18 protein-coding genes are annotated in these 24,037 nt (G+C 68.6%); 10 read left to right on the top strand and 8 right to left on the bottom strand.

Annotated features, from left to right (window positions below):
* The first annotated feature begins 109 nt into the window (after positions 1-109).
* Both BLW48_RS03710 and BLW48_RS03705 read left to right on the top strand, forming a co-directional pair.
* Positions 110-538, top strand: a complete 429-nt coding sequence (locus tag BLW48_RS03710; RefSeq protein WP_093172690.1) for a hypothetical protein — start codon at positions 110-112, stop codon at positions 536-538.
* A 67-nt stretch (positions 539-605) separates the two neighbouring features.
* Positions 606-998 carry a carboxymuconolactone decarboxylase family protein gene (locus BLW48_RS03705; RefSeq protein ID WP_093172688.1) on the top strand — a complete coding sequence of 131 codons (393 nt, stop codon included), beginning with the start codon at positions 606-608 and terminating at the stop codon, positions 996-998.
* Positions 999-1,004: 6 nt separating this feature from the next.
* Here BLW48_RS03705 and putA read toward each other — a convergent pair whose 3' ends face one another.
* Positions 1,005-4,730 (bottom strand): trifunctional transcriptional regulator/proline dehydrogenase/L-glutamate gamma-semialdehyde dehydrogenase, encoded by a 3,726-nt coding sequence (gene putA / locus BLW48_RS03700; protein ID WP_093172686.1) that lies wholly within the window; start codon positions 4,728-4,730, stop codon positions 1,005-1,007.
* 157 nt (positions 4,731-4,887) lie between these two features.
* Here putA and BLW48_RS03695 point away from each other — a divergent pair, with 157 nt between their 5' ends.
* The 4 genes from BLW48_RS03695 (at position 4,888) to BLW48_RS03680 (ending at position 7,823) form a co-directional block, all read left to right on the top strand.
* A complete protein-coding gene (locus tag BLW48_RS03695; RefSeq protein WP_093048138.1) occupies positions 4,888-5,976 on the top strand; it encodes a hypothetical protein in 1,089 nt (362 codons plus the stop codon).
* A 57-nt stretch (positions 5,977-6,033) separates the two neighbouring features.
* Positions 6,034-6,630 (top strand): helix-turn-helix domain-containing protein, encoded by a 597-nt coding sequence (locus BLW48_RS03690; protein WP_093076031.1) that lies wholly within the window; start codon positions 6,034-6,036, stop codon positions 6,628-6,630.
* A 5-nt stretch (positions 6,631-6,635) separates the two neighbouring features.
* Positions 6,636-7,190, top strand: coding sequence for a GNAT family N-acetyltransferase (locus BLW48_RS03685; RefSeq protein ID WP_371127533.1), 555 nt, complete (start codon positions 6,636-6,638; stop codon positions 7,188-7,190).
* A gap of 99 nt (positions 7,191-7,289) precedes the next feature.
* Positions 7,290-7,823, top strand: coding sequence for a DUF2147 domain-containing protein (locus BLW48_RS03680; RefSeq protein WP_256330689.1), 534 nt, complete (start codon positions 7,290-7,292; stop codon positions 7,821-7,823).
* A gap of 22 nt (positions 7,824-7,845) precedes the next feature.
* Here the strand turns inward: BLW48_RS03680 and BLW48_RS03675 are convergent, their stop codons facing one another.
* The 7 genes from BLW48_RS03675 to BLW48_RS03645 all read right to left on the bottom strand — a co-directional run bounded on the left by BLW48_RS03675 (position 7,846) and on the right by BLW48_RS03645 (position 15,896).
* Positions 7,846-9,294, bottom strand: coding sequence for an N-acyl-D-amino-acid deacylase family protein (locus BLW48_RS03675; RefSeq protein ID WP_093172682.1), 1,449 nt, complete (start codon positions 9,292-9,294; stop codon positions 7,846-7,848).
* Positions 9,295-9,309: 15 nt separating this feature from the next.
* Entirely contained in the window at positions 9,310-10,311 is a 1,002-nt protein-coding gene (locus BLW48_RS03670) for a Bug family tripartite tricarboxylate transporter substrate binding protein (RefSeq protein WP_093076026.1), read from the bottom strand.
* Between the two features lie 112 nt (positions 10,312-10,423).
* Positions 10,424-11,470 carry a threonine ammonia-lyase gene (locus tag BLW48_RS03665; RefSeq protein WP_371127532.1) on the bottom strand — a complete coding sequence of 349 codons (1,047 nt, stop codon included), beginning with the start codon at positions 11,468-11,470 and terminating at the stop codon, positions 10,424-10,426.
* 14 nt (positions 11,471-11,484) lie between these two features.
* Positions 11,485-12,471, bottom strand: coding sequence for an N-carbamoyl-D-amino-acid hydrolase (locus BLW48_RS03660; RefSeq protein WP_093048155.1), 987 nt, complete (start codon positions 12,469-12,471; stop codon positions 11,485-11,487).
* Between the two features lie 249 nt (positions 12,472-12,720).
* Positions 12,721-13,719 (bottom strand): LysR substrate-binding domain-containing protein, encoded by a 999-nt coding sequence (locus tag BLW48_RS03655; RefSeq protein WP_093172680.1) that lies wholly within the window; start codon positions 13,717-13,719, stop codon positions 12,721-12,723.
* Positions 13,720-13,779: 60 nt separating this feature from the next.
* Complete coding sequence (locus BLW48_RS03650) at positions 13,780-14,916, bottom strand: NADH:flavin oxidoreductase/NADH oxidase (protein WP_093172678.1); 1,137 nt, start codon at positions 14,914-14,916, stop codon at positions 13,780-13,782.
* Positions 14,913-15,896 (bottom strand): DMT family transporter, encoded by a 984-nt coding sequence (locus tag BLW48_RS03645; RefSeq protein WP_093172676.1) that lies wholly within the window; start codon positions 15,894-15,896, stop codon positions 14,913-14,915. The genes BLW48_RS03650 and BLW48_RS03645 overlap by 4 nt, the downstream gene beginning before the upstream one ends.
* A 137-nt stretch (positions 15,897-16,033) precedes the next feature.
* Here BLW48_RS03645 and BLW48_RS03640 point away from each other — a divergent pair, with 137 nt between their 5' ends.
* The 4 genes from BLW48_RS03640 (at position 16,034) to BLW48_RS03625 (ending at position 24,035) form a co-directional block, all read left to right on the top strand.
* The gene (locus BLW48_RS03640; RefSeq protein WP_093172674.1) at positions 16,034-16,912 is read left to right on the top strand and encodes a LysR family transcriptional regulator; all 879 of its coding nucleotides are present in this window, start codon (positions 16,034-16,036) and stop codon (positions 16,910-16,912) included.
* A 281-nt stretch (positions 16,913-17,193) separates the two neighbouring features.
* Complete coding sequence (locus tag BLW48_RS03635) at positions 17,194-18,261, top strand: OmpA family protein (RefSeq protein ID WP_093172672.1); 1,068 nt, start codon at positions 17,194-17,196, stop codon at positions 18,259-18,261.
* A 90-nt stretch (positions 18,262-18,351) separates the two neighbouring features.
* Entirely contained in the window at positions 18,352-23,097 is a 4,746-nt protein-coding gene (locus tag BLW48_RS03630; RefSeq protein ID WP_093172670.1) for a CapA family protein, read from the top strand.
* Positions 23,094-24,035 (top strand): alpha/beta hydrolase family protein, encoded by a 942-nt coding sequence (locus tag BLW48_RS03625; RefSeq protein WP_093172668.1) that lies wholly within the window; start codon positions 23,094-23,096, stop codon positions 24,033-24,035. Before BLW48_RS03630 ends, BLW48_RS03625 begins: the two co-directional genes overlap by 4 nt.
* Positions 24,036-24,037 lie beyond the last annotated feature (2 nt).

Here is a 24,037-nt window from a genome sequence, read left to right as displayed (position 1 = left end):
CCGGTTTCGGTCGCCGCCGAGTGAGTGACAGCAGTGCAGCCCCGGCCTGGTTTCGGATGATCCCGAACCAGGCCGGGGCGCATCAAAAAAATGACGGCAGGAGACAACCATGCTAGTCGTGAAGAAGGCGCCTGCGGAGTCGATGGAGTTCTTCCAGCCCGAGCAGTGGATGCATCTGCTCGAGCAGCTCGACATCATCCTGGCGACGGTGCAAACCGACGACACCAATCCCATACTTCGCCGTTTCGGCGTGCGCCGGCGCTCTGCCATATTCCGTCGCCTGATGCAGGAGCGATGGCGTCTCGTCAAGGAGATGGAAGCATTCGGCCAGGCCGGACTTCTCGCCTTCGCGAAGAACCAGATGCCGGACGCATCGCCGTCGCGCCGCCATCTCGACGTCGAGTTCAAGCTCCTGGGCGAAGCGTTCGATCAGTGCTCCAAAGACCTGTCGCCCGATACGCAGGCCGCGCTGAGAAAGTGGCTGCTCGCGCGCTCGCACATGCATCAGGAGCACGCAAGGTTTCTGGAGACCTACTGACGGGCGCGGTGTGGAGGCTGCTACTGTTGTCGGTAACGGCTATCGGCCTTCAACAACAGGAGCTTCCATGAAACCCCAGCCCATCGAATACGCCAATGCCTCCGACGAAGTCAAAGCCGTCTTCGACGACATCAAGACCTCGCGCAACGTGCCCGACGTCAACAACTTCTGGAAGTACCTGGCCAACGACCCCGTCGCGCTCAGGCGCACCTGGAGCAGCCTGAAGGAGGTGATGGCACCGGGCGCGCTCGACCCGGTGGTGAAGGAGATGGTCTACCTTGCCGTGAGCGTCACCAACAACTGCGGCTACTGCATTGCGAGCCATCACGCCGGCGCCGAGAAGGCGGGCATGACGCCCGCGATGTTCGCCGAGGTGATGAGCGTGGTCGGGATGGCCAACGAGACCAACCGGCTCGTCAATGGCTACCGCGTGCCGATCGATCCGGCCTTCGACAAGTAAGACCGATCAGCCGATCGTCATCAGGCTCGCGTTGCCGCCGGCGGCCGCCGTGTTGATGCTGAGCGCACGCTCCACCACCAGGCTTTCGAGCGGAATGTCTGCATCGCCGGGCGCGAAGCCGCGCACGCCGACGATCGGCCCCGGCCGCGCTGCGATGCGCTGCATCACGCCCGACAGGCTCTGCATGCTGCCGTGGTGCAGTGCGGCGTCGAACATCACCGTGTCGGAGGCCCAGTCGTTCGCGATGGCCACGCACTGCTGCACCTCGGCCGGCAGCGATGCGCGAAGGCTTTGCGCGGCGGCATCGGCGGGCCAGATCGCGGTGCTGCCCACCGACAGCACTGCGGCCAATTGCATCAGCCGGTCCGTCTCCGAGTCGGCCAGGCACAGCACCGCCTCGCGCGGCTCCAGCGTGTAGACGTTGCGCTCGCCGGTCGGGCCGGCCAGCGTACGCGAACTGCCCGAGCGCGACTGTTCGGCAAAGCGCGCGCATTGCGCCGTCAGCGCGGGGCGGTCGGTTGCCTCCGCCCAGCGCGCGAGTGCCGACAGCGCGGCCCGTGATGCAACAGCACCACCCGCCACCGCGCGCTCCATTGCATCGTCCGGCCGCGCCGACAGCATGCGCAGCATGTACAGCGGACCACCGGCCTTCGGCCCCGTGCCCGACAGCCCCTCGCCGCCGAACGGCTGCACGCCCACCACCGCGCCGACGATGTTGCGGTTCACATAGACATTGCCCGCCTTGGCGTGCTCCACGATCTGCGCGATGGTTTCGTCGATGCGCGTGTGCACGCCCAGCGTCAGTCCATAGCCCGTGCCGTTGATCTGCCCGATCAGCGCGCCGAGGTCGCGGCGGCGGTAGCGCACGACGTGCAGCACCGGTCCGAACACTTCGCGCTGCAGCTCCGCGATGCTGTCGAGCTCGATCAGCGTCGGCATCACGTAGGTGCCGTTGCGCGTGTCGTGTGCGTACTCGCGGCCCTGGCGAAAGACCTTGCGGCCCTTCGAGCGCATGGTCGCGATGTGGCGCTCGATGCCGTCGCGTGCTTCGGCGTCGATCACCGGGCCCACGTCCACGGCCAGCCGCGCGGGGTTGCCGATGCAGGCTTCGGCCATCGCGCCCTTGAGCATCTCCAGCAGCCGGTCGGCCGCTTCCTCCTGCACGCACAGCACGCGCAGCGCTGAGCAGCGCTGGCCGGCGCTGTCGAAGGCAGAGGCCATCACGTCGGTGACGACCTGTTCCACGAGCGCGGACGAGTCGACGATCATCGCGTTCTGTCCGCCGGTTTCCGCGATGAGCGGCACCGGCGCACCATGCGCGCCGAGCCGCTGCGAGAGCGTCTTCTGCAGGATGCGCGCAACCTCGGTCGAGCCGGTGAACATCACGCCCTGCACGCGCGCGTCGGCCACCAGCGCGGCGCCGACGGTTTCGCCGCGACCCGGCAGCAGTTGCACAGCGGCATGCGGCACGCCGGCTTCCCACAGCGCGCGCACAGCTTCGGCCGCCACCAGCGGCGTCTGTTCGGCGGGCTTGGCCAGCACGGGGTTGCCCGCCGCCAGCGCGGCTGCCACCTGGCCGGTGAAGATCGCCAGCGGAAAGTTCCACGGGCTGATGCACACCATCGGGCCGAGTGCGCGGTGCGTGTCGTTCGAGAAATCGCTGCGTGCCTGCGCCGCGTAGTAGCGCAGGAAGTCGACCGCCTCGCGCACTTCGGCGATGGCGTTGGCATAGGTCTTTCCGGCTTCGCGCGTCAGCAGGCCGAGCAGGCGGGGCATGCCTTCTTCGAGCTTGCCGGCGGCGCGGTCGAGCAGGGCGGCGCGTTCGGCAGGCGGCGTGGCGGCCCATGCCGGGGCGATGTCATGGGCATGGGCGATGGCCGATTCGACATCGGCCAGCGTGGCTTCCTGCACCCGCCCGACGATGTCGCGGTGGTCGGCGGGGTTCAGCACGCTGACCGCTTCGCCAGCTGGCGCTGCTTCGGCGAGCATCGGCGCTGCATGCCAGCTTACACCGGCGCTGCCGGCGAGCACATGGCCCAGCGCGCGCAGGCTGTCGTCGTTCGCCAGGTCGAGCCCCTGCGAGTTGGCACGCTGCGTTCCATACAGCGCCGCGGGCAGCGCAATGGCCGGATGCGGCAGGCCCATCGTGCCTTCCTGCTGCGCCATGCGTTCCATCGTGGCGACCGGGTCTTCCACCAGCGCATCGAGCGAGATCGTCGGGTCCGCGATGCGGTTCACGAACGAAGTGTTCGCGCCGTTCTCCAGCAGGCGGCGCACAAGATAGGCCAGCAGCGTCTCGTGCGTGCCCACCGGCGCATAGATGCGGCACGGCCGCCCGAGCGGGCCGACCACCTGCTCGTACAGCGGCTCGCCCATGCCGTGCAGGCACTGGAACTCGTACTGCCCCGGCTTGTAGCGCGACGGGTCGGCCGCCGTGTAGATGGCGGCCAGCGTGTGCGCGTTGTGCGTGGCGAACTGCGGGTACACGGCCTCCGGCGCATCGAGCAGCTTGCGTGCGCAGGCGAGGTACGACACGTCGGTGTAGGCCTTGCGCGTGTAGACGGGGTAGCCGTCGAGCCCGTCGATCTGCGCGCGCTTGATTTCGCTGTCCCAGTACGCGCCTTTCACCAGCCGCACCATCAGCCGGTGCCGGCTGCGGCGGGCGAGATCGATCACGAAGTCGATCACGAACGGGCAGCGCTTTTGATAAGCCTGGATCACGAAGCCGATGCCGTTCCAGCCCGCGAGCGCCGGCTCGAAGCAAAGGCGCTCCAGCAGGTCGAGCGAGAGTTCGAGGCGGTCGGCTTCCTCTGCGTCGATGTTCAGGCCGATGTCGTACTGCTGCGCCAGCAGCGCAAGCTCGCGCAGCACAGGGTACAGCTCGGCCATCACGCGTGAATGCTGCGCGCGGCTGTAGCGCGGGTGCAATGCAGACAGCTTGATCGAGATGCCCGGCCCCTCGTACACGCCGCGATGGTTCGATGCCTTGCCGATCGCGTGGATCGCCTCTTCGTACGCGACGCGGTAGCGCTTGGCGTCTTCCATGGTGAGCGCCGCCTCGCCGAGCATGTCGTACGAATAGCGAAAGCCCCCGGCCTCCAGTTCGCGCGCGTTGCCCAGCGCCTGCGCGATGGTTTCGCCGGTGACGAACTGCTCGCCCATCATCCGCATGGCCATGTCCACGCCCTTGCGGATCAGCGGCTCGCCGCCCTTGCCGATCAGGCGCGTGAGCACGGCCGAGAGACTCGTCTCACTGTGCGTGGCCACGAGCTTGCCCGTCAGCAGCAGGCCCCAGGTCGCGGCGTTGACGAACACCGACGGACTGCGGCCCGCATGCGACTGCCATTGGCCGTGCGCGATCTTGTCGCGGATCAGCGCGTTGCGCGTCTCGGCGTCGGGGATGCGCAGCAGCGCCTCGGCCAGGCACATCAGCGCCACGCCTTCCTGCGACGACAGCGCGTATTCCTGCAGCAGGCCCTGCACGAGGCCGGCACGGCCGCCCGCGTTCTTGCGCTCGCGCAACTGCTGGGCGATGCGGTAGGCGAGTTCCTGGGCTTCCTCGGCCTGATTGCTCGGCAGGCGCGCTTGTGCAAGAAGCGGCGGCAGCGCCTGCGGTTCGGCGCGGCGCCAGGCTGCGGTGATCTGCTCGCGCAGCGCCGAAGAGGGCTCGGACAAGCCATCGGCAAACGCCGCGAAGGAAGAGGGTAGAGGGGCGGCGCTGGTGGTGCTCATGAGGGGCTCGTGCTGGTGATATGTTGGATGATCCGCGTCCTTGTGGCGAATTTGTGTTCGAAGAGCGGCGCTTTGGTAGAGCAAATCGCTAGGTCAGTCAGGTTCACAGCTTGTGGCGAGCAGAGAATCCGCGTTCCGTCCCTGGAGTCTCGCGAACATGCACAGCTACAGATGGTCCCTTCCTTTTCTGATGGCCGTATGCCTGCCGGCATCCTGGCCGGCGCACGCGGCGGCAGCCGACCCCTCCGCCTGCACGTCTTCGGCGGCCACGGACTGCTTGCGCAGCTTCACGCCGGCCGGTGCCGGAGGCGCGCTGCACTACTACTCGTCGCTCGCTCCGGATGCTCCGACGGCAACCACCGGGCCGACGAAGGCGCTCATCGCCATGCATGGCCATTCGCGCGACGCCAACAAGACATTCGAGGCAACGCTGCGCACCGTCCGCAACGCCGGTGCGCTGGACGACACGCTGGTGGTCGCGCCGCTCTTCCAGGTGCCTGCCGACAAGGCTGCCAGCCGGTGCAACTCGCCGGGCCTGCCCGCGCCGCAGCCCGGCGACCTGCTGTGGACCTGCGGCTCATGGCTCGAAGGCGGCCGCTCGGCGTCGGGCAGCCGCATCGGCTCGTTCGCGGTCATGGACGCGCTCGTGGCCGAGTTGGTGCAGCGCTGGCCGAGCCTGCGCACCGTCACCATCGCCGGCTTCTCGGCCGGCGGGCAGTTCGCGCAGCGCTATGCCGCCTTCGCGCAGAACGGCGGCACGGCGGGCAAGGTAGCCATGCGCTACGTGGTCGCCGACCCGAGCACGTGGCTCTATTTCGATCCGGTGCGCCCGCAGCTGTCGTCCGACGGTGCGTCAGTCTCGGGCTTCGCGGTGCCCGATGCCGCGGCGTGCCCTGAGATGAACCGCTGGAAATACGGCACCGACGACCTGCCCGCGCACCTCGGTCGCAGCGCCGCGCAGGCGCGCCGGCAGTATGCGGAGGCCGACATCAGCTACCTCGAAGGCGAACTGGACAGCAACGATGCGCGGGGCACGGCCTACCGCGTGCTCGACAAGTCCTGCGCGGCCGCCGCTCAAGGCCCGTTCCGCCTGCAGCGCGGCCTTGCCTACGCGCAGTACGACCGCACGCTGCTCGCGCCGGCCAAGCGCCGCGAGGTCGTGGTGGTGCCGGGCTGCGCGCATGACGTGGCGTGCGTCTTTCCGTCAGAAGCGGCGCGTGCCGCGTTGATCGGCCCTCCGCGCTGAGGGCGGTTCGCCGGGAGGCTTGACGCAATTTCCTTTATGGTGGATATTTAATCCAATATGAAGGAAATAGAAGAAACACCGTCCGGCCTGAACGACCGCATCGCGCAGCGCGTGCGCGACCTGCGTGCGCAACGCGGCCTCTCGCTTGATGCGCTGGCCACGCACTGCGGCGTCAGCCGTTCCATGATCTCGCTGATCGAGCGAGGCGAAAGCAGCCCCACCGCCGTGCTGCTCGAAAAACTCGCGACCGGCCTTGGCGTGTCGCTGGCCTCGCTGTTCGAGGTGCCCGCGCCCGCCGCCGATCCGGTGTCGCGCCTGGCCAGCCAGCTGCAGTGGCGCGACCCGCACTCCGGCTATGTGCGGAGGAACGTCTCGCCGGGCAGCTTTGCATCGCCCATCCAGATCGTCGAGGTGCTGTTTCCGCCCAAGGCCCGCGTGGCTTATGAAACCGCGGCGCGCGAGCCGGTCATCCACCAGCAGGTGTGGGTGCTCGACGGCGTCATCGAACTCACACTGGGCGACGACCAGCATCGGCTCGCCACCGGCGATTGCCTGGCGATGGTGCTCGACCGCCCCATGAGCTACTACAACCCCTCGCGCACTACCACCCGCTACGCCGTCGTGATCGCGACAGTGCCTTCTTCCTGGAGATGAACAACATGACGAATTTCGAAGCACCCCGTATCCATGTCCTTTCTACGGTGAGCGATGCCCAGGTCCAGGCGCTTGCCGACCTGCTGATCGATTGCGTCGAGGGCGGCGCGTCTGTCAGCTTCATGCTCCCGCTGGCCCGCGAGCGCGCCCTCGCGTTCTGGCGGAAGGTGGCCGACGGCGTGGCGCGCGGCGAACGTGCATTGCTCGTGGCCGAAGACGCCGAGGGCCTCCTCGGAACAGTGCAACTCGTGCTCGACCAGCCCGAGAACCAGCCTCACCGCGCAGAGGTCTCGAAGATGCTGGTGTACCGCAGGGCGCGGCGCCGGGGCATCGGCGCGCTGCTGATGCAGGCGGCCGAAGACCAGGCGCATGCGCACGGCAAGACCCTGCTGGTGCTCGACACGTCGAGCGCCGAAGCCGAGCGGCTCTATGCCCGCATGGGCTGGCAGCGCGTGGGCGTGATCCCCGGATTCGCATTGCTGCCGGAGGGCGAACCGTGCAGCACCACCTTCTTCTATCGCGCGCTGCAGGCCCGCGCACAGGTACCGGCGGCAGGCTGAGCCGAACAGATTTGTATCGCACCTTGTCTGGCACGCGGCCAGATACGGAGCGCGACCATTCAGTGCCTGCCCCGACACACTGCGAAGGCAGGTGCTGCGATGCAATGGGTGCTTCATCCACTCGACACGAAGCCCGCCATGACCATGCACTCGTTCCATCGTCCATCAGGCCGCGCGCTGGCAGCCGTCCTGATGCTGACCGCAGCCTTCGCCGCGCAGGCGCAGTCGTCTTCCGCGGCAACCGATCCTCGCGGCCGCTGGATCACCGCGAACGGCAACCTCGAAGTGGAGCTCGCACCGTGCGGCACCGCGCTGTGCGGCACCGTCACCAAGGTCCTCGGCAATCGATCGATGGCGCCCGGAGGCGGCGACATGCAACCCGCCGACGGCCGACCGGCCCTCGGCATGACGTTGCTGAAAGACTTCATGCCAGTCGATGCGACCGATCCGTCCCGGCCGCCCACCGAATGGGCCGGGCAGATCTACAACCGCGAGAACGGCAAGACCTACAGCTGCAACATGTCGGTCAGCACCACCGGCAATCCGGCGGGCGAGCTGCTGCTGCGTGCGTACGTCGGGCTGCCGCTGTTCGGCAAGACGCAACGCTGGGTGCGTGCAGCGTCGGACAACTGAGTTGCCATGCGCGGCCGGTCGGTCAGTCGGTCAGGCGCACCACGCGCCCGCTGCGCACGCCCAGCGATTCGCCATCGCGCCACGCAGGCCGCCCGTTGACGATGACGGCGTCGATGCCCTCCGCGCGCAGCGTAGGGGCCTCCCAGGTTGCGCGGTCGGCAATCCGGTCGGCATCGAACACGGTGATGTCGGCAAAGGCGCCTTCGCACAGCACGCCGCGGCCGGGCAGGCGGAAATGCCGGGCCGTCAGCCCCGTCATCTTGTGCACCGCCTGTTCGAGGGAGAACAAACCGACGTCGCGGCAGTAGTGGCCCAGCACGCGCGGAAAAGTGCCCCACAGGCGAGGGTGCGGTGACGCGTCGTGCGGCATGCCATCGGAGCCGATCATTGTTTGAGGAAAGGCGAGCACGCGCCGCACGTCGGCCTCGTCCATCAGGAAGTAGATGGCGCCGGCCGGCTGCAGCAGGTCGACCGCGTCCTCCATCGACACACCGAGGCGCTGCGCGATCGCGTCGAGGTCCATGCCCGCGAACTCGGGGTGCGGCCGTGACTGGGTGACGATGATCCGGCTCGACACCGCAATGCGGTCCTTGCGCAGGATGGTGGAGCCCGCGCAGTAGGGATAGCAGTCGAGCGCGACCGGCTGGTGCGCCATGGCCTCGCGCACGTGGGCCAGCGTCTGCACCGAACGGCCATGGTTGCGCGGGCCGATGAGCTTGTGGTGCGACACCACCACCGGTGCCTGCGCCGCGCGGCCGATCGCGAAAGCTTCGTCCAGCGCGGCGAAGACATGGTCGCCCTCGTCGCGGATGTGGCTCGCGTACACGCCTCCATAGGGGCCGATCACTTCGGCGACTTGCGCCATCTCTTCGGTCGTGGCTGGCATGGCCGTGGGATAGGCCGCGCCGGTGGACAGCCCGATGGCGCCGCTGGCCATGGCCTCGGCGAGCAGCGCCCGCATGCGCACGATCTCTTCCGGTGTGGCGGCCCGGTCGAGGCGCTCCATCGTCGCCGCGCGCAAGGTGGTGTGGCCCACCAGGCAGGCCGCGTTCACCGCGGCGGGCGCAGCTTCCAGGCGCGCGAGGTAGGCCGCGAAGGTGGCGTCGCCGAATAAGGCGGGGTCGTGGCCCAGCAGGTTCAGCGGTGGCGGCACGTTGGCGCCGGCCGGCGCGCCCCAGGGCGCGAGGCTGATGCCGCAGTTGCCGGTGACGACCGTCGTCACGCCCTGGCTCAGCTTGGCCGGCATGTCCGGCTCGAGCAGGAGGTAGCGGTCGTCGTGCGTGTGCGAGTCGATGAAGCCCGGCGCCACGATGCGGCCGCTGGCGTCGATCTCGACCGTGCCACGCAGCGCCGACAGCTCGCCGACGGCAGCCACGCGCGCACCGCGGATGCCGACATCGGCCTGGTGCCGTGCGCTGCCGGTGCCGTCGATCAGTGTGCCGTGGCGCACCACGAGGTCGAAGTCGGCCATGTGCGTGCGCGCGCTTCAGTCGAGCTTGGCGCCAGAGTGCTTGACCACGTCGGCCCACACGGGGCGCTCTTTCCTGGCGAGGTCGAACAGGTCCTGGCGCGGACCGGTGTGGACCTCATAGGCCTGGGCGGCCAGCTGCTGCTTCACCGCTGGCGAATTCAACGCCTTGTTGAAAGCGGCGTTGAGGGCGTCGAGGATCTTCGGATCGACGCCGGCCGGTGCAACATAGCCGGTCCACGCCACGGCCTGGTATTTCTTCAGGCCGGTCTCGGCGATGGTGGGCAGCTCGGGCAGGCGGCTGTCGCGCGCGGCGCCGGTCACGGCCAGCGGCGTGATCTTGCCGCCCTTGAGGTGCGGAGCGATGGAGGTGATGTTCTCGAACACCAGGTCCACCTCGCCGCGCATCAGCGCCATGTCGGCTTCCAGCCCGCCCTTGTACGGGATGTGCACGATGGACACGCCGGCCATCGACTTGAACATCTCGGCACTCAGGTGGCCGGTGGTGCCGTTGCCGCCGGAGGCCACGGTGAGCTTGCCGGGCTGCTTCTTGGCCATGTCGATGAGGCCGGCCACGTCCTTCACGCCGAGGTCGCTGCGCACGGCCAGCACGTTCTGCACGAAGCCGGTCAGTGCCACCGGGGCGAGCTGCGTGTCGGCGTCGTAGGGCAGCTTCTTGTAGAGCGACTGGTTGATCGCCAGCGTCGCCACGTTGGCATAGGCGATGGTGTAGCCGTCCGCGGGGGCGGCGATGGTGGCCTGCGTGCCGATGATGCCGGAGGCGCCGACGCGGTTCATCACCACCACCGACTGGCCGAGGTCGCGGCCCACCGCATCGGCGAGCAGCCGCGAGACGATGTCGGGCGTGGTGCCGGCGTTGAAGGGCACGATCAGGGTGATCGGCTTGTCGGGGTACGCGGCCTGCGCGTAGCCGCACAGGGCGAGCGCGGCCAGCGGCGCGGCCAGCACATTCAAGAGCCAGCGGCGGGAGGCAAAGGAACGGACGTTGAAGAACGACATGGTCAAGGCTTTCTGAAGAAGATCGATGGAGGGGCTTGCGGTCTCCTGGGCGACGCTGCGCCGGGGCATGGCGGCGTCTGCCTCGTTGCTATGGGAATGGATGAAATGGGCGCTACGCCATCACGGACTGCAGGACCGGCAGGTCGACGTTGCCGCCCGAGAGAACGAGCACGGCGCTCTGCCCGCGCAGCGAGACATGGCCGGCCAGCATTGCCGCGAGCGCCACGCTGCCGCCGGGCTCGACGACGAGGTGCAGTTCCTCCAGCGCGAATCGCATCGCGCGGGCCACCTCCGCATCCGTCACGGCGACAGCCTCGTGCAGCAGCGGCTGGTTGATGGCGAACGGCAGCTCTGCGGGCGTGACGGCCTGCAGGGCATCGCACAGCGTGCGCGCGCCGGGTGCGTTGGTCTCGCGCCGGCCGCTGCGCAGCGAGCGCACGGTGTCGTCGAAGCCCGCGGGCTCGACGGCCACGCGCCGCGCGCCGGGGCTCAGCGCATCGAGGGCCAGGCAGCAGCCGGCCATGAGGCCGCCGCCGCCGCAGGGCGCTGCGAACAGGCCCAGGGTTTCCCGCGCACCGGCCGGCAGGTCTTGCAGCGCTTCCAGTGCCACGGTGCCCTGCGCGGCCAGCACCTCGGGGTGGTCGCCCGGCGGTACCAGCGTGCCGCCGGTCTCGGCCAGCAGGCGCATGCCGATGTCCTCGCGGCTTTCCCTCTCGCGGTCGTAGTGGACGACCTTCGCACCCTGCGCGAGCGCGCGCGCCACCTTGGTCTTCGGGGCATCGACCGGCATCACGATGGTGGCCGACACGCCCAGTTGCCGCGCCGCCCAGGCAATCGCCTGGCCGTGGTTGCCCGTCGAATAGGCCACCACGCCGCGCTCCCGCTGCTGCGGCGTGAGTGCCAGCAGGGCATTGAAGGCGCCGCGGGCCTTGAAGGAACCGGTGACCTGCAGGCTCTCGGGCTTGATCCACACGGTGCCGCCCATCAGCGCGTCCAGCGCGGGCGAGCGCAGCAGCGGCGTGCGTTGCACGTATGGCGCAATGGCCTGTGCGGCGCGCAGCACGTCTTCGAAACGGGGCACGCGCATCGTGCCGAGCATCGCGTGCTCGATGTGGTCCGGCAGCGCCGCGGCAGAAGAAGTGGAGGAGGTGCTCGTCATCGCGCGGGCCTCCTTCACGCCGGTTGCCACACCGGGGGCTCGGTGCTGCCGGTCTGGCTGGTGAGGCGGGTGTAGGCCTCCAGGCGGCGGTGCTGGGCGAAGTTGAAGATGGTGTTGCGGCCCAGCTGGCACATGTCCAGGTTGCAGTCGGCCACCACCAGCTCGTCGTCCCAGCTGGTGGCCATGGCCATGATCTCGCCCTGGGGGTTCACGATGATGGAGTGGCCCATCAGCTCGAAGCCGTCTTCATTGCCGGCCTTGGCCACGCCCACGCCGAAAGTGGCGTTCTGGTAGCACCCGGCCTGGATGGAAAGCTGCGAGTGGAAGTTGCGCAGGTGGTGCGCCTCGAAGCCGCGGTTCTCCTGGTTCACCGCCGGCGTGTTGTAGCCCAGCATGACCAGCTCGACCTGCTGCAGCCCGAGCTCGCGCCACGCTTCGGGCCAGCGGCGGTCGTTGCAGATCAGCATGCCCAGGTTCACGCCGTCCACCTGGCCCACCGGCGCCCGGACGACCGGGAAGCCCAGGTTGCCCACCTCGAAGTAGCGCTTCTCCAGGTGCTGCACCTTGCGGATGGTGGAAAACTCCTTGTGCCCCGGCAGGTGCACCTTGCGGTACTTGAGCACGATCTCGCCAGAAGGCGCGATCACCACCGACGTGTTGAAGCGCCGCTTGCGCACCACGCCGGTCTCGTCGGCCTCGTGGGCGATCTCGGCATAGCCCAGGTAGCAGGTGAGCCCATAGCGGCGAATGGCATCGAAGATCGGCTGCGTGGTGGGCGAGGGCAGCGCCTCCTCGTACCACGCATCGGCCTCGTCGAGGTTCTCGACGTACCAGCGCGGAAAGAAAGTGGTCAGCGCCAGTTCGGGAAACACCACGACATTGGCGCCGCGCTGATGCGCGCGCTCCAGCAGGCGCACCATGCGGGCCACGACGGCATCGCGGCCTTCGGCTTTCTGGATGGGCCCGAGCTGGGCGGCGGCGACGGTGATCAAGCGGTTCATGGCGGCAGAAAAGTTGGTCTGAGCCAAATGATCTGGCCCGCCGCCCCTGCGGCCAACTGCGCCTGAACCGCCCCGGCAGGCCGCGAGGGCATGCATCGAATCTGCCGCAAGTGATTGATTTCAAACACAAAACCCGTGGCGCTCAAGGCGCCCCGACCTGCCCGTCGATAACCGCGCGTTATGCCCTGGGGACAAAAGGTGATGGACGTCCGGCCCGCGCTGTCAATGGCGCGCAACGAATGGCCCGGCTCAGGGGCGAGGCGCACGCACGGGCGCATCCTCGCCCGGGTGCTCGGGCAGCGTGAGGGCGAGCGCGCTGTCGCGCCCCTCCTGCTTCAGCAGCCGCTTGAAGACGGCCAGGAATTCCTTGGCCATGGCCGACAGCGGGCTGACGTTGGTGTGGATCAGGTAGATGCGGTGCGCGAGCGCGGGCGAGAGCGGCTTGAGCACCACGCCATCCGTCATCACCGAGCGCCGCGCACCGAAGGCTTCGATCAGCGCCACGCCGACGCCTTCACGCACCAGCGCCATCGCCTCGGGCGTGGAGCGGATCTCGACGTCGGCGCGCAAGGGCAGGCCCGACGCGGCGAGGAAATCGGCAGTGAGCCGGCCGAAGGGCGTGTCGCGCCCATAGCCGATGAAGGTCTGGCCCACCAGGTCGCTTGCGCTGATTGCCTCGGCCTGCGCCAGCGGATGGCGCTCGGGCACCGCGCACTCGATGAAGCTGTGGCCGATCGCCCGCGATGCCGCGTTGGCACTGGCCGGCGGCGGCATCGAGGAGATCGCCAGGTCCGCGTGGCCCAGTAGCACGTGCGGCAGCAACTGGTCGAACGGCAATGGCCTGTACTTGATGCGCACGTCGGGATAGCGGGCCCGGAAGCGCTTGATCGCCACCGGTATCAGCCACTCGCTGAAGCTGGGGCTCGAAACCAACGACAGCTCGCCCTGCGAACCGCCGACCAGGTCGGCCGCCAGTGCATTGAAGCGGCGCACGCCCTCCAGGATGCTTTCCACTTCCGAGAACAGGCGGCGCGCCTCGGGCGTTGGCTGCAGGCGCCCGCGCACGCGCTCGAACATCAGCATGCGCAGCCGGCTCTCCGTCGTGGCCAGCACGCGGCTGACGGCCGGCTGGGAAACGCACAGCATGCGTGCCGCCCCGCTCAGGGTGCCGGCAATCATGATGGCGTGGAAGACTTCGATCTGCCGCAGATTCAGCGGCACCGGCGGGGTCAGGAGCGTGGCGGGCATGGCGCGGGACACCATGCAAGTAGCACGCCACCGCGCGGAGGCTGCGCGGCCTGCAGCCTGCTAGCGCGCCCCGAACATCGCGTTTTCGAACAGGTCCTTGAACTCGCGCGGCTGCGAGCGCCAGTACTGGTGCGGTGCTTTGACCTGCGCGCCCAGTTCGGCAGCGGCATGCCACGGCCAGCGCGGGTCGTACAGGATCGCGCGTGCGAGCGACACCGCATCGGCCTGTTCCTTGGCAATGATTTCCTCCGCCTGCCGCGGCTCGGTGATGAGGCCCACGGCAATGACCGGCATGTCGACCTCCGACTTCACGCGCTCGGCAAACGGCACCTGGTAGCCCGCGCCGAGCGCGATGGCCTGCTTCGGCGACACGCCGCCGCTCGATACGTGGATGGCCGCACAGCCACGCGCTTCGAGCGCCTTTGCAAAGGCGACGGTGCCGTCGAGGTCCCAACCGCCCGGCACCCAGTCGATGGCCGAGACGCGCACCCACACGGGCTTGTCGGTGGGGAAGACTTCGCGCACCGCATCGAACACCTCGAGCGGAAAGCGCATGCGGTTCTCGAGGCTGCCACCGTATTCGTCCTCCCGGTGATTGGCCAGCGGCGAGAGGAACTGGTGCAGCAGGTAACCATGCGCCGCGTGGATCTCCAGGCCATCGAGGCCCAGCCGCGCCGCGCGCCGTGCGGCTTCGACGAAGGCGTTGCGGATGCGGGCGAGCCCTGCGGCATCGAGCGCGATGGGCGGGTCTTCGGTGGGCGCATGGGGTACGGCCGAGGGCGCATACGCCTTCCAGCCGCCGGGCTCGTCCGGCCGGATCTGCTTGCCGCCTTCCCACGGTGCACGGCTCGATGCCTTGCGCCCGGCGTGGCCCAGTTGCATCGCGACCTTGATGGGCGAGTGCGCACGCATCGCATGCAGCACGCGCGCCAGGCCTTCTTCATTGGCATCGGAATACAGCCCGAGGTCGCCGGGCGAGATGCGCCCCTCGGCTTCCACCGCCGTCGCTTCAAGGATCAGCAGCCCCGCTCCCGAGAGCGCGAGATGGCCCAGGTGGATCAGGTGCCAGTCGCCCGGCGTGCCATCGACGGCGGAGTACTGGCACATCGGCGCGATGACGATGCGGTTGTCGATCTGCAGGGGGCCGAGCCGCAGGGGCTCGAAGAGACGGGGCTTGCTGATGCTGTCGTTGCTCATGACGATGCGGCTCCACAGGTGCTGTAGTTGCGCGAATTCTGCGGGGTCTTCGCGATCGGTGCCGGGGCCGGCGCGGAAGCCTTGCGGCTCAGGGCGGTATGGATCAGCAGCGCGCCAACCACCATCGCCATGCCCACCGCCTCGTTCATCGTGGGCAGCCTGCCCAGCGCCGCGCTCATCAGCAGCGCAGACACCGGCACGAAGTTGATGAAGGCCGTGCCCGTCACTGCGCCCAGCGTGCGCACGCCGTAGTTGAAAGCCAGCACCGCGATGGCCGAAGACACCAGGCCGACGTACAGCAATGCCTGCCACGACAGCCGCAGGCCTTCCATGCTGGGCGCATGCGTCCAGCCCAGCAGCGTGCCGACCAGAGCCGTGGCCAGCAGCAGCGGCCACGAGGCAAGCACCGTGAGCGCCGTGTACTCGATCACGTCGAGTTCCGGAAAGCGCGCGGCGCCGCGCGTGTACCAGACCCAGCCCAGCGTTCCGATGAAGGCCACCGCGTCGCCGAAGAGCGTCGATTCGCCCGAAGCCCCGGCGCCGAACAGCAGCCCCGACACGATGGCCACGCCCAGCAGCGACAGCGCCGTGGTCAGCAGCGTGGAGCGGCTCGGCCGCACGCCGTCGAGCGCCCAGCGCAGCAGCTGCGTGGTCATGGGCGTGGTCGCCATGATCACCGCGCCGTGCGAGGGCACCGAGTGCGCCAGGCCCGCCAGCAGCATCACGCTGAAGATGCCGAAGCCCGCGAACCCGCGCACCGCCAGCGGCCCGGCATGCTGGCGCAGCTTGCGCCACGGCGCCGCCCCGCGCGGAACAATCAGCAGCACGAACAGCAGTGCGGACATGCTGTAGCGGATGAGCGTGAACCACGCCGGCTCGACGTGGTGCAGTACGCCCTTGCTGACCAGGAACATGCCGCCCCACCCGGAGGTGGCGAGCAGCAGCGCGGCGATGCCGAGCAGGCGTTGGCGATGGGACATGGGGAAGCCTTTTCTTGCAATGAATCAATGCCCCAAGAATCGGTGCTGGGGCCCGCAAATGCCATTCGCTTCTTTGGACAGGGGTCTCCAAAAAAGCGAACAGACTGAAGCCGCTGCCAAGCTCACAATCCGCTCCCATGGAGCTCTACCAACTCAAGACCTTCGTCGCCATCGCCAAGGAAGGCAGCCTGACCCGCGCCGCCGAGCGCGTGTTCACCAGCGCACCGGCAGTGAGTGCCCAGCTCAAGGCGCTGGAAGACGAGCTCGGCGTGAAGCTGTTCGAACGCACGCCGAAGGGCATGTCGCCCACCGAGGCCGGCCTCAGCCTGCTGGAAGAGGCCGAGCGCACGCTGGCTTCCGCATCGCGCATGCGCTCGGCGGCCGACCAGCTGCGCGGTGCGGCGCAGGGCGTGGTGCGCTTCGGCACCGTGGTCGATCCGGTGGCGCTGCGGCTCGGAGAGGTGCTGGTGAAGCTGGCTGAGCGCCATCCGCAGGTCGCGCTGCAGCTGAAGCAGGGCCTGTCGTACGAAACGCTGTCGGCAGTGCAGCGCGGCGATCTCGACTGCGCTTACGTTCTCAGCGACGGCGAGCAGATCGATGGGCTGGAGCTGCACCGCCTCGGCGTGATCGACCTCGTCGTGACCCTGCCGCTGCCGGTGGCTGAAGCGCATCCCGACCTCTCGCTGGACCAGCTTACGAACCTGCCATGGGTGGGCACGCCGCTTTCGTGCATCCTGCGCGTGCATCTCGAAAAGCTGTTCGCCGGCGCAGGCCGTGAATACCGCCAGGGCCGCACGGCCGATGGCGAGAGCGCCATCCGCAGCATGGTCGCAAGCGGCATGGGCGCGGGCCTGATGCGGCTCGACCAGGCAGAGCAGGGCGAGCGTAATGGCGAACTCGCGATCTGGAACGGATGGCGTTCGCACACGTGGCTTTGTTGGGTTGCGCCGGCAGAGGGCAGGCGGCCTGTGGCGGTTGATGCCGTGCGCAGTGCGGTGATGGAGGCGTGGGCTTGAAGTGTTGGCGTGGCTCGTTCGGGCGCGATCACGCCGACGGGGTACCTTGCTCCGCGAATGTCCCCCGGCCTTCGGCCTCCTCCTTTATTTCGCTGCGCAAGGCACCCCATCGGCGCGATCGTTCAGCGAGCAGGGACAAATTTTCACCACCCAGTGCTCATTCTTAAAAGCTTCTTCTTAACAGGCATGCCAAACGGCTTATTGCCCGCACAACGAGCCGCCGATACCTTCGAATCGCGCCTCATCCGAGGCGCGATTCGCATGGAAAACGGACAACCACAATGGCTCATTCACTCTCCGCGTTCCGGCCCAACTTCGGCCGGCGCCTGCAACAACTACTGGCGTGTGCCGCGCTGCTCGCGGCCGCCACCGTCACATCGGCCGCCGAGCCCGCCAAAGACCATCCGCTGGTCGGGCGCTACGAAGGCTCGGTGATGGATGCCTTCCAGAGCAAGGACTACGACGAGGCCGGCCTGCTGCGCGAACCGATCCAGAACTGGGGCGACCCCGTGCCCAAGCCGCGCCTGCTGCAAGTCGCGGGTAAGGTCTCGCTCTACTACTACCGCCTGCCCGATGGTCGCTCGCTGCTCGAAGTGCAACGCAACTACGAGGCTGGCCTGAAGGCCAAGGGCTTCCAGACACTGTTCGCGTGCGCCACCACCGACAGCAGCTGCTACAAGAAAGACCCCGACCGCGAAACGCCGTTCACCGACGTCTCGGTGCTGGCCAACACCATCGACACGCCCGAGTGGCCGATGATCGGCCGCGGGCGCCAGTTCGTGAGCAACTATTTCGACAACAGCGGCCGCTACCTCCTCGCGCAATACGACGGCCCCAACGGCAAGGTCTACGCAAGCATCGCGCTCGCCGAAGGCAACAGCCGCGGCAACTTCGCCTTCGTGCGCGTGGTCGAGAGCAAGGCGATGGAGAGCGACAAGATCGTCTTCGTCGATGCCACGGCCATGCAGAAGGGGCTGGCGGAGAACGGCCGCATCAGCCTCTACGGCATTCACTTCGACCTCGACAAGGACAGCATCAAGCCCGACTCGCAGCCCACGCTCGACGAGATCGCCAAGCTCATGCGCAGCAACCCGCAACTGCGCGTGCAGGTGGTGGGCCACACCGACGCGCAGGGCGAAGAGCCGCACAACGCCGACCTCTCGCGCCGGCGCAGCGTGTCGGTGATTGCGGCGCTTGCAAAGACGGGGCTCGATGCGCGGCGCTTCACTTCGCGCGGCGCCGGTTCCAAGGAGCCGGTGGCGCCGAACACCAACGAAGAAGGTCGCGCGAAGAACCGTCGCGTCGAGCTGCTGCGGCTGTGGCCGCGCGGTCAGTCGGCGGTCAGCTGACGGTCGTCAGATCGGGGCCGGCTTGCAGTCGGTTTCCATGGATTGCCGGGATGGCAGGCCACGCTTGGGCCTGTCATCATTCGCGGCTGCATGAATAACGACTCGAAGAATTTTCTTGCCGATCTGTTGAATCGCGCCAGACAAGCCCTGGCGGACCCGGCGGGTGTGCTGCCCGCGGCAACGCCCGCCACCGGCGAAGCAGGGTGCGTGGTGTTCCTTGCCACTGGTGAAGACGACAGCCGGGCCCGCGTGGTCTCGGGGCGCGGCGCCGACATCGACGCCGCATGGCGCGCCGCCGCCGAGAAAGCCAGGCGCACCGGCCAGGCACCACAGCGCCTGCGCGCCGAGGTGGTCGACAAGGTCACGCCCATGAGTTGGGCCGCGCTGAAGGCGAAGCTCGCCAAAACCAAGCGCAACTACTTCAACGAGGGCATCGCATTCGACGCGCGCTTCGAGTTCGCGCTGCTCGCGCAGGAAATGCACGGCAGCGCGATCCTCTACAACGGCGACGTGGAGCATGCCGAGCCCAACACCGGCAACCTGCGCCTGCACTGCAAGCGGCGCTTCGGCCGCGAGATCGACTTTCCTGCGGATGACGCGACGACCGTCTGGTGCTTCACCACGCGGGCCGTGTACGTGGATGCGAAGGGCGCATGGCCCATCACCGCCGAAGGCCAGGCGGCCGGATTTCGCGAGCTGCGCGAATGGAATGCGCGGCAAGTCCATGCGCTGGTCGACAACGCCGGCAACTACCTCGCCGAACAGGTCAAGCCAACGGGCGAGTTCCACTACGGCTGGTTTCCCTGCTTCGACCGCGCCATCCCCACCTACAACACGCTGCGCCACGCCAGCTCCACCTACGCGATGCTGGAAGCGTGGGAGCTCACGCGCAGCGACACGCTCAAGGCCGCCATCGACCGCTCGCTGGCCTTCCTCACCGGCACGCTGATCCGCCCGGCCCATCTGCCGGACGGCACACGCGCCGCCTATCTGCTGGACATCGGCAGCGAGATCAAGCTCGGTGGCAACGCCGTGTGCCTGCTCGCGCTGGTCAAGTACACCGAGCTCACCGGCGACAGGAAATACCTGCCGCTGCTGGAGCAGCTCGCGCTCGGCATCCGCCACATGCAGGACGCGGAGACGGGCAGCTTCGTGCACGTGCTGAATGCGCCCGCGCTCGACGTGAAGGACAGGTTCCGCGTCATCTACTACGACGGCGAGGCCGCTTTCGGCCTGATGCGGCTGTACGGCCTCACGCGCGACGAGCGCTGGCTCGCGGTCGTCGAGAAGGCCTTCGATCATTTCATTGCCGCCGAGCACTGGCGCGCGCACGACCACTGGTTGAGCTACTGCGTCAACGAGCTCACGCGCTACCGGCCCGAGACGCGCTACTACCAGTTCGGCCTGCAGAACGTGGCGGGCTATCTCGACTTCGTGCTGGAGCGCATCACCACCTTTCCCACGCTGCTCGAACTGATGATGGCCGCGCGCGACATGGTGCTGCGGCTCGAAGCCGATCCCGCATTGCGCCTGCTGCTGGCCGGGCTCGACCGCGACAAGTTCGACCGTGCGCTGGCATACCGCGCGCGCTACCTCGCCAATGGCCACTTCTGGCCCGAGCTGGCGATGTTCTTCCGTAACCCGGCGCGCATCGCCGGCTCGTTCTTCATCAAGCACCACAGCTTTCGCGTGCGCATCGACGACGTGGAGCACTACCTCTCGGGGTACGTGGCGTATCACCGGATGCTGAAGGAGCGCGAGGCACAGCAAGACGCGCAGGCAACAACAGCTACCGGCATCATTGCCTGGGGCGGCGACGTGAATCTCTCGCGCCGCCAGCACTACCGGCTGCACGAACTCGGCGGCGCGAAAAAGATGCTCGGCGACATCGCCGCGCTGCGCGAGGCCGACCTGCGCATCGCGAACCTCGAATGCGTGGTCGCCACCATTGGCGAGCAGGGCGTCGACAAGGACGAGACGGCTCCCTACTACTACCGCGCCCGCCCCGAAATGCTCGCGGTGCTGACCGAGGCCGGCATCGGCATGGTCACCACCGCCAACAACCACAGCGGCGACTATGGCCCCGATGCGCTCATGGAACAGCAGGGCCTGCTGGACGCGGCGGGCATCGCCCACGCCGGCACCGGCCGTACGCCAGAGGCCGCGTTGCGCCCGGCGTTCCGGCGCGCGGGCGGCGTGCGCGTGGCGCTGTTCTCGCTCGACGCCACGCAGCCCGAATTTGCCGCCACGGCCGAGCGTGCGGGCGCCGCCTGGCTGTCGCTGGACGACCCTGCCGAGTGGACCGCCACGCTCTCGCCGCGCATCGAGGCCGCGCGCCGCGAGGCCGATGTAGTGCTGGTGGCTGTGCACTGGGGCGCCAACCTCGAGACCGAACCCACGCAGGCCGAGATCGCCGTCGGCCACGCCATCGTCGATGCCGGCGCGGACGCGATCCTCGGTACTTCGGCGCATGTGCTGCAGGGCATCGAGATCTATCGCGGCCGGCCGATCCTGCATGACGCCGGCGACCTGCTGTTCGACTCGGTACGCAACGACTTCGGCGACTCGGGCGTGTTCTCGCTGACGCTGGGCCTGCGCGGTGTCGAGGAGGTGATGTTCACACCCATTGGCGTCGGCTTCGGTTTCTCGCGGCAGCTCGAAGGCGACAAGGCGCAGGCGCTGAGCGAACGTTTTGCGGCGCAATGCCGCGCGCTCGGGACGGAGATGATTCTGGTGTCTGGCGGCCGTTGCGCGGTGCGACTGTCGCCGCCCGAGCGGCCTGCCTTTCGGCCCGACTCGGCCTCTGCGGCCGCACCAGTCTTCAGCCCGGCGCCTGTCGTGGAGCCGGTACAGACACCACGGCCCGAATGGCTGGTCGACGCCGTGCCCGAAGACGCGCGCATCACGCCACTGCAGATCGGCCCGCTGCGCCTCGTGGGCCTGCGCTGCACGCCGCGGCAGATCGTCGGGCGCCGCATGCTGTGGGTCGAATCTTTCTGGACCGCTGACGAGCCCATCGCAGCCGACCTGCGCTTGTACTTCCGCGCGATGCCGATGCGCAGCACCCGCATGCCGCCCTGGGGCGAGAGCATGGACCACGACCCCTGCGACTGGATGTGGCCTACCAGCCGCTGGGAGCCCGGCCGCATCTACCGCGACCGCTACGGCCTGCGCCCGCCGCGCGGCGGCCTGCTGGAAAGCGACGTGCTGCAGCTCGAAGTGAGCGTGCGCGGCACACTGCCTGACCTGCCGCCCGCGCGCCATCTCGCGCTGTGGTGCGGCCTGCGCGTGCCGGACGCTCCTACGCCCTTGCCGGAACGCACAGCGCCAGTGCTCATGGCCGACCGCCCCGGCGCGGGCCCCGATCCCGCGCCCGTGTGGACCGCCGAGCAACTGCAAAAGGCCACGCGCGGCCGATGGCTCGTCGAGCCGCCGCCGGGCTGGTTCGCCAACTCGGTGGTGCGCGGCCCGGTCCACATGGGGCTGCTGCCGAAGCCCTCGCTCTTCGTCGCCTCCGACTACCGCACACTGGCCGCGCACGAGAACTACAGCAAGCCGCGCACCGACAACTGGGACCGCCACCTCGAACTGCCCCGCCTGCACTCCGAGCTGGCCGGCGCCGTGGTCGCGCACGCGGTGGACGGGCTCGATCCGGCCTTCCCGCTGCTGCAGGTGGACGACCCCATTGCGGCAATGCTCGCCATGGGCGCCGCCGCGCGGGCGCGCTACAAGGGCCTCGTGGTGGGCGTGACCGGCACGGTCGGCAAGTCGTCCACCATCGCGATGCTGCGTGACCTGCTGCCCGAGCGCGCGCGCGTGCACACCACCATCGACAACTACAACTCGCGCGTCGGCGTGCCTGCCATGCTGGCCAACCTCGGGCCTGACGTGGACGTGTGCATCCTCGAAATGGCGCAAAGCGGGCTATGGATGGACCGCGGCCCTATCTCGCTGGTGGCGCGGCCGCACGTGGCACTCATCACCGAGATCGGCCTGTCGCAGACGCGCCAGGCCTCGACGCTGGAACTCACGGCCGAATACAAGTCGCGCATCTTCCTGGGGCTGGAGCCCGGCGGCGTGGCGATCGTGCCCGATCACATTTCCTGCCTGCAGCAGGTGGTGGCAGCGGCTGCGCGCACGGCGGGCGCCGTCTGGGTGGTCGGCGCCGGGCCCGAGGCCAACTTGCGCATTGTGGACATCCGGCCCGAGCCCGGCGGCGGCTGCCGCGTGCGTATTGCCGTGCCAGGGCGCACGCTGGAGTACCTGTTTCCGGTCGAGAGCGCGGGGCTGGTGCGCAACTCGGCGCTCGCATTCGCGGCCCTGCTTGCCATGGGATTCGATGGCGAGGCCGCCTGCGCGCGCATGCCGCACGTGCGCCTGCCGGCCTCGGTGATGCAGGTGCGCGCGCTGCGCACGCAGGCCGGCGTGCAGGCCACGCTGATCGACGACAGCTGGAACGCCGAAGTCATGTCGATGCATAACGCGATGGAGTTCGTCCGCACCTGGCAGCGCGCGGAGAGCAGCGGCCCTGTGATGCGCAAGATCGGCGTGCTGGGGCGCATCGTCAATCTCGACAACGACGCCGAGGCCATGCACCGCAGCCTGGCCGGGCCGCTGCTGGCCTCGGGCATCCAGCATCTCGTGACGCACGGCGAAGAGATGCGCTGGCTGCGCGAGGAAGTGCCCGCCGATCTGCTCGGCCCGCACTTCGACAACGCCGTGCAGCTCGCGAACTATCTCGAAGGCTTTTTGCGCGACGGTGACCTGGTGCTGGTGAAGGGCGACCGCGACCGATCCGACTTCGGTAGCATCCCCGCACTGCTGCAACGGCTATGACTGCATCGAGCCTCTTCCGTCGATATGCGCGCTGCGCCCTCGTTCTGCTCGCGCTGGCGCAGGCCGCCTGCGCGCAGCGCACCGGCCCCGACGTGCCGCGGCCCTTCGCCGCGGCCAACGACGAAGTGCTGCACTGGAACCAGCCCGCCGACCGCGCCGGTTGCCCCGACCGCAACAGCTACCTGTGGGTGCAGACCCCAGAGGGCCCCGCCTGCATCCGCTACTTCGCGAGCGACGACATCGAGGGCGCGCGCATCGCCATCGTGCAGTTCTCGGGCGACCGCGACAGCGTGATGGACCAGGCGCCCACGCGCATTCCCGACAACACCGAAGACCTGCGCACGCTCGATGCACAGCGCAGCCGCGACCGCGCGGGCGTGCCGTGGATCTTCGTGGCGCGGCCCGGCACGTACGGCTCTTCGGGCGACCACCGCAAGCGCCGCCAGCTGGTGGAGTTCCACGCGCTCGATGCCGCGCTCGACGCGCTCATGCAGCGCCACAGGCTGCAGCGCATCGTCATCGTCGGCCATAGCGGCGGTGCCACCGCGGGCGCCGCGCTGCTCACGCTGGGCCGCACGCGCGTGGCCTGCGCGGTGCTGACTTCGGGTGCCTACGGATTGCTGGAGCGCGCGCGCCTGCTGGGCCGCTCCAAAGACGGCCGCACCGACACTACCGGCAGCGCGCAGTTCTATGACCCGCTGGACCACGTGGGCGGCATCGTGCGCGACCCGGCACGGCGTATCGTGCTGATCGGCAACCGCGACGACAGGAACACGCCCTTCGCGCTGCAGGAGCGCTTTGCCGACGCTGTATCCAAGGCCGGTCATCGCATCGAACTGCGCACGCACGCCGCCGAGCCGCCCGACTACCATGACCTCAAGGACCGCATCGCGCTGCGCACCGCTTCGCAGTGCGCGCGCGAGGCGTTGTTCCCCTAAAC

It is taken from the genome of Variovorax sp. YR266 (genome assembly GCF_900107295.1).
GTDB lineage: Bacteria > Pseudomonadota > Gammaproteobacteria > Burkholderiales > Burkholderiaceae_C > Variovorax.
The sequence above is the reverse complement of the archived record's forward strand: the minus strand, read 5'-3'. Positions and strand labels throughout refer to the sequence as shown.

Bases quoted from the DNA above. Each gene is read 5' to 3' on its own strand.
- BLW48_RS03675 (WP_093172682.1), bottom strand. From the start codon at position 9,294: ATGGCCGACTTCGACCTCGTGGTGCGCCACGGCACACTGATCGACGGC.
- BLW48_RS03655 (WP_093172680.1), bottom strand. From the start codon at position 13,719: ATGCCCGCCACGCTCCTGACCCCGCCGGTGCCGCTGAATCTGCGGCAG.
- BLW48_RS03635 (WP_093172672.1), top strand. From the start codon at position 17,194: ATGGCTCATTCACTCTCCGCGTTCCGGCCCAACTTCGGCCGGCGCCTG.
- BLW48_RS03705 (WP_093172688.1), top strand. From the start codon at position 606: ATGAAACCCCAGCCCATCGAATACGCCAATGCCTCCGACGAAGTCAAA.
- BLW48_RS03680 (WP_256330689.1), top strand. From the start codon at position 7,290: ATGCAATGGGTGCTTCATCCACTCGACACGAAGCCCGCCATGACCATG.
- BLW48_RS03685 (WP_371127533.1), top strand. From the start codon at position 6,636: ATGACGAATTTCGAAGCACCCCGTATCCATGTCCTTTCTACGGTGAGC.
- BLW48_RS03670 (WP_093076026.1), bottom strand. From the start codon at position 10,311: ATGTCGTTCTTCAACGTCCGTTCCTTTGCCTCCCGCCGCTGGCTCTTG.
- BLW48_RS03710 (WP_093172690.1), top strand. From the start codon at position 110: ATGCTAGTCGTGAAGAAGGCGCCTGCGGAGTCGATGGAGTTCTTCCAG.
- BLW48_RS03630 (WP_093172670.1), top strand. From the start codon at position 18,352: ATGAATAACGACTCGAAGAATTTTCTTGCCGATCTGTTGAATCGCGCC.
- BLW48_RS03660 (WP_093048155.1), bottom strand. From the start codon at position 12,471: ATGAACCGCTTGATCACCGTCGCCGCCGCCCAGCTCGGGCCCATCCAG.
- BLW48_RS03665 (WP_371127532.1), bottom strand. From the start codon at position 11,470: ATGACGAGCACCTCCTCCACTTCTTCTGCCGCGGCGCTGCCGGACCAC.
- putA (WP_093172686.1), bottom strand. From the start codon at position 4,730: ATGAGCACCACCAGCGCCGCCCCTCTACCCTCTTCCTTCGCGGCGTTT.
- BLW48_RS03690 (WP_093076031.1), top strand. From the start codon at position 6,034: ATGAAGGAAATAGAAGAAACACCGTCCGGCCTGAACGACCGCATCGCG.
- BLW48_RS03625 (WP_093172668.1), top strand. From the start codon at position 23,094: ATGACTGCATCGAGCCTCTTCCGTCGATATGCGCGCTGCGCCCTCGTT.
- BLW48_RS03650 (WP_093172678.1), bottom strand. From the start codon at position 14,916: ATGAGCAACGACAGCATCAGCAAGCCCCGTCTCTTCGAGCCCCTGCGG.
- BLW48_RS03645 (WP_093172676.1), bottom strand. From the start codon at position 15,896: ATGTCCCATCGCCAACGCCTGCTCGGCATCGCCGCGCTGCTGCTCGCC.
- BLW48_RS03695 (WP_093048138.1), top strand. From the start codon at position 4,888: ATGCACAGCTACAGATGGTCCCTTCCTTTTCTGATGGCCGTATGCCTG.
- BLW48_RS03640 (WP_093172674.1), top strand. From the start codon at position 16,034: ATGGAGCTCTACCAACTCAAGACCTTCGTCGCCATCGCCAAGGAAGGC.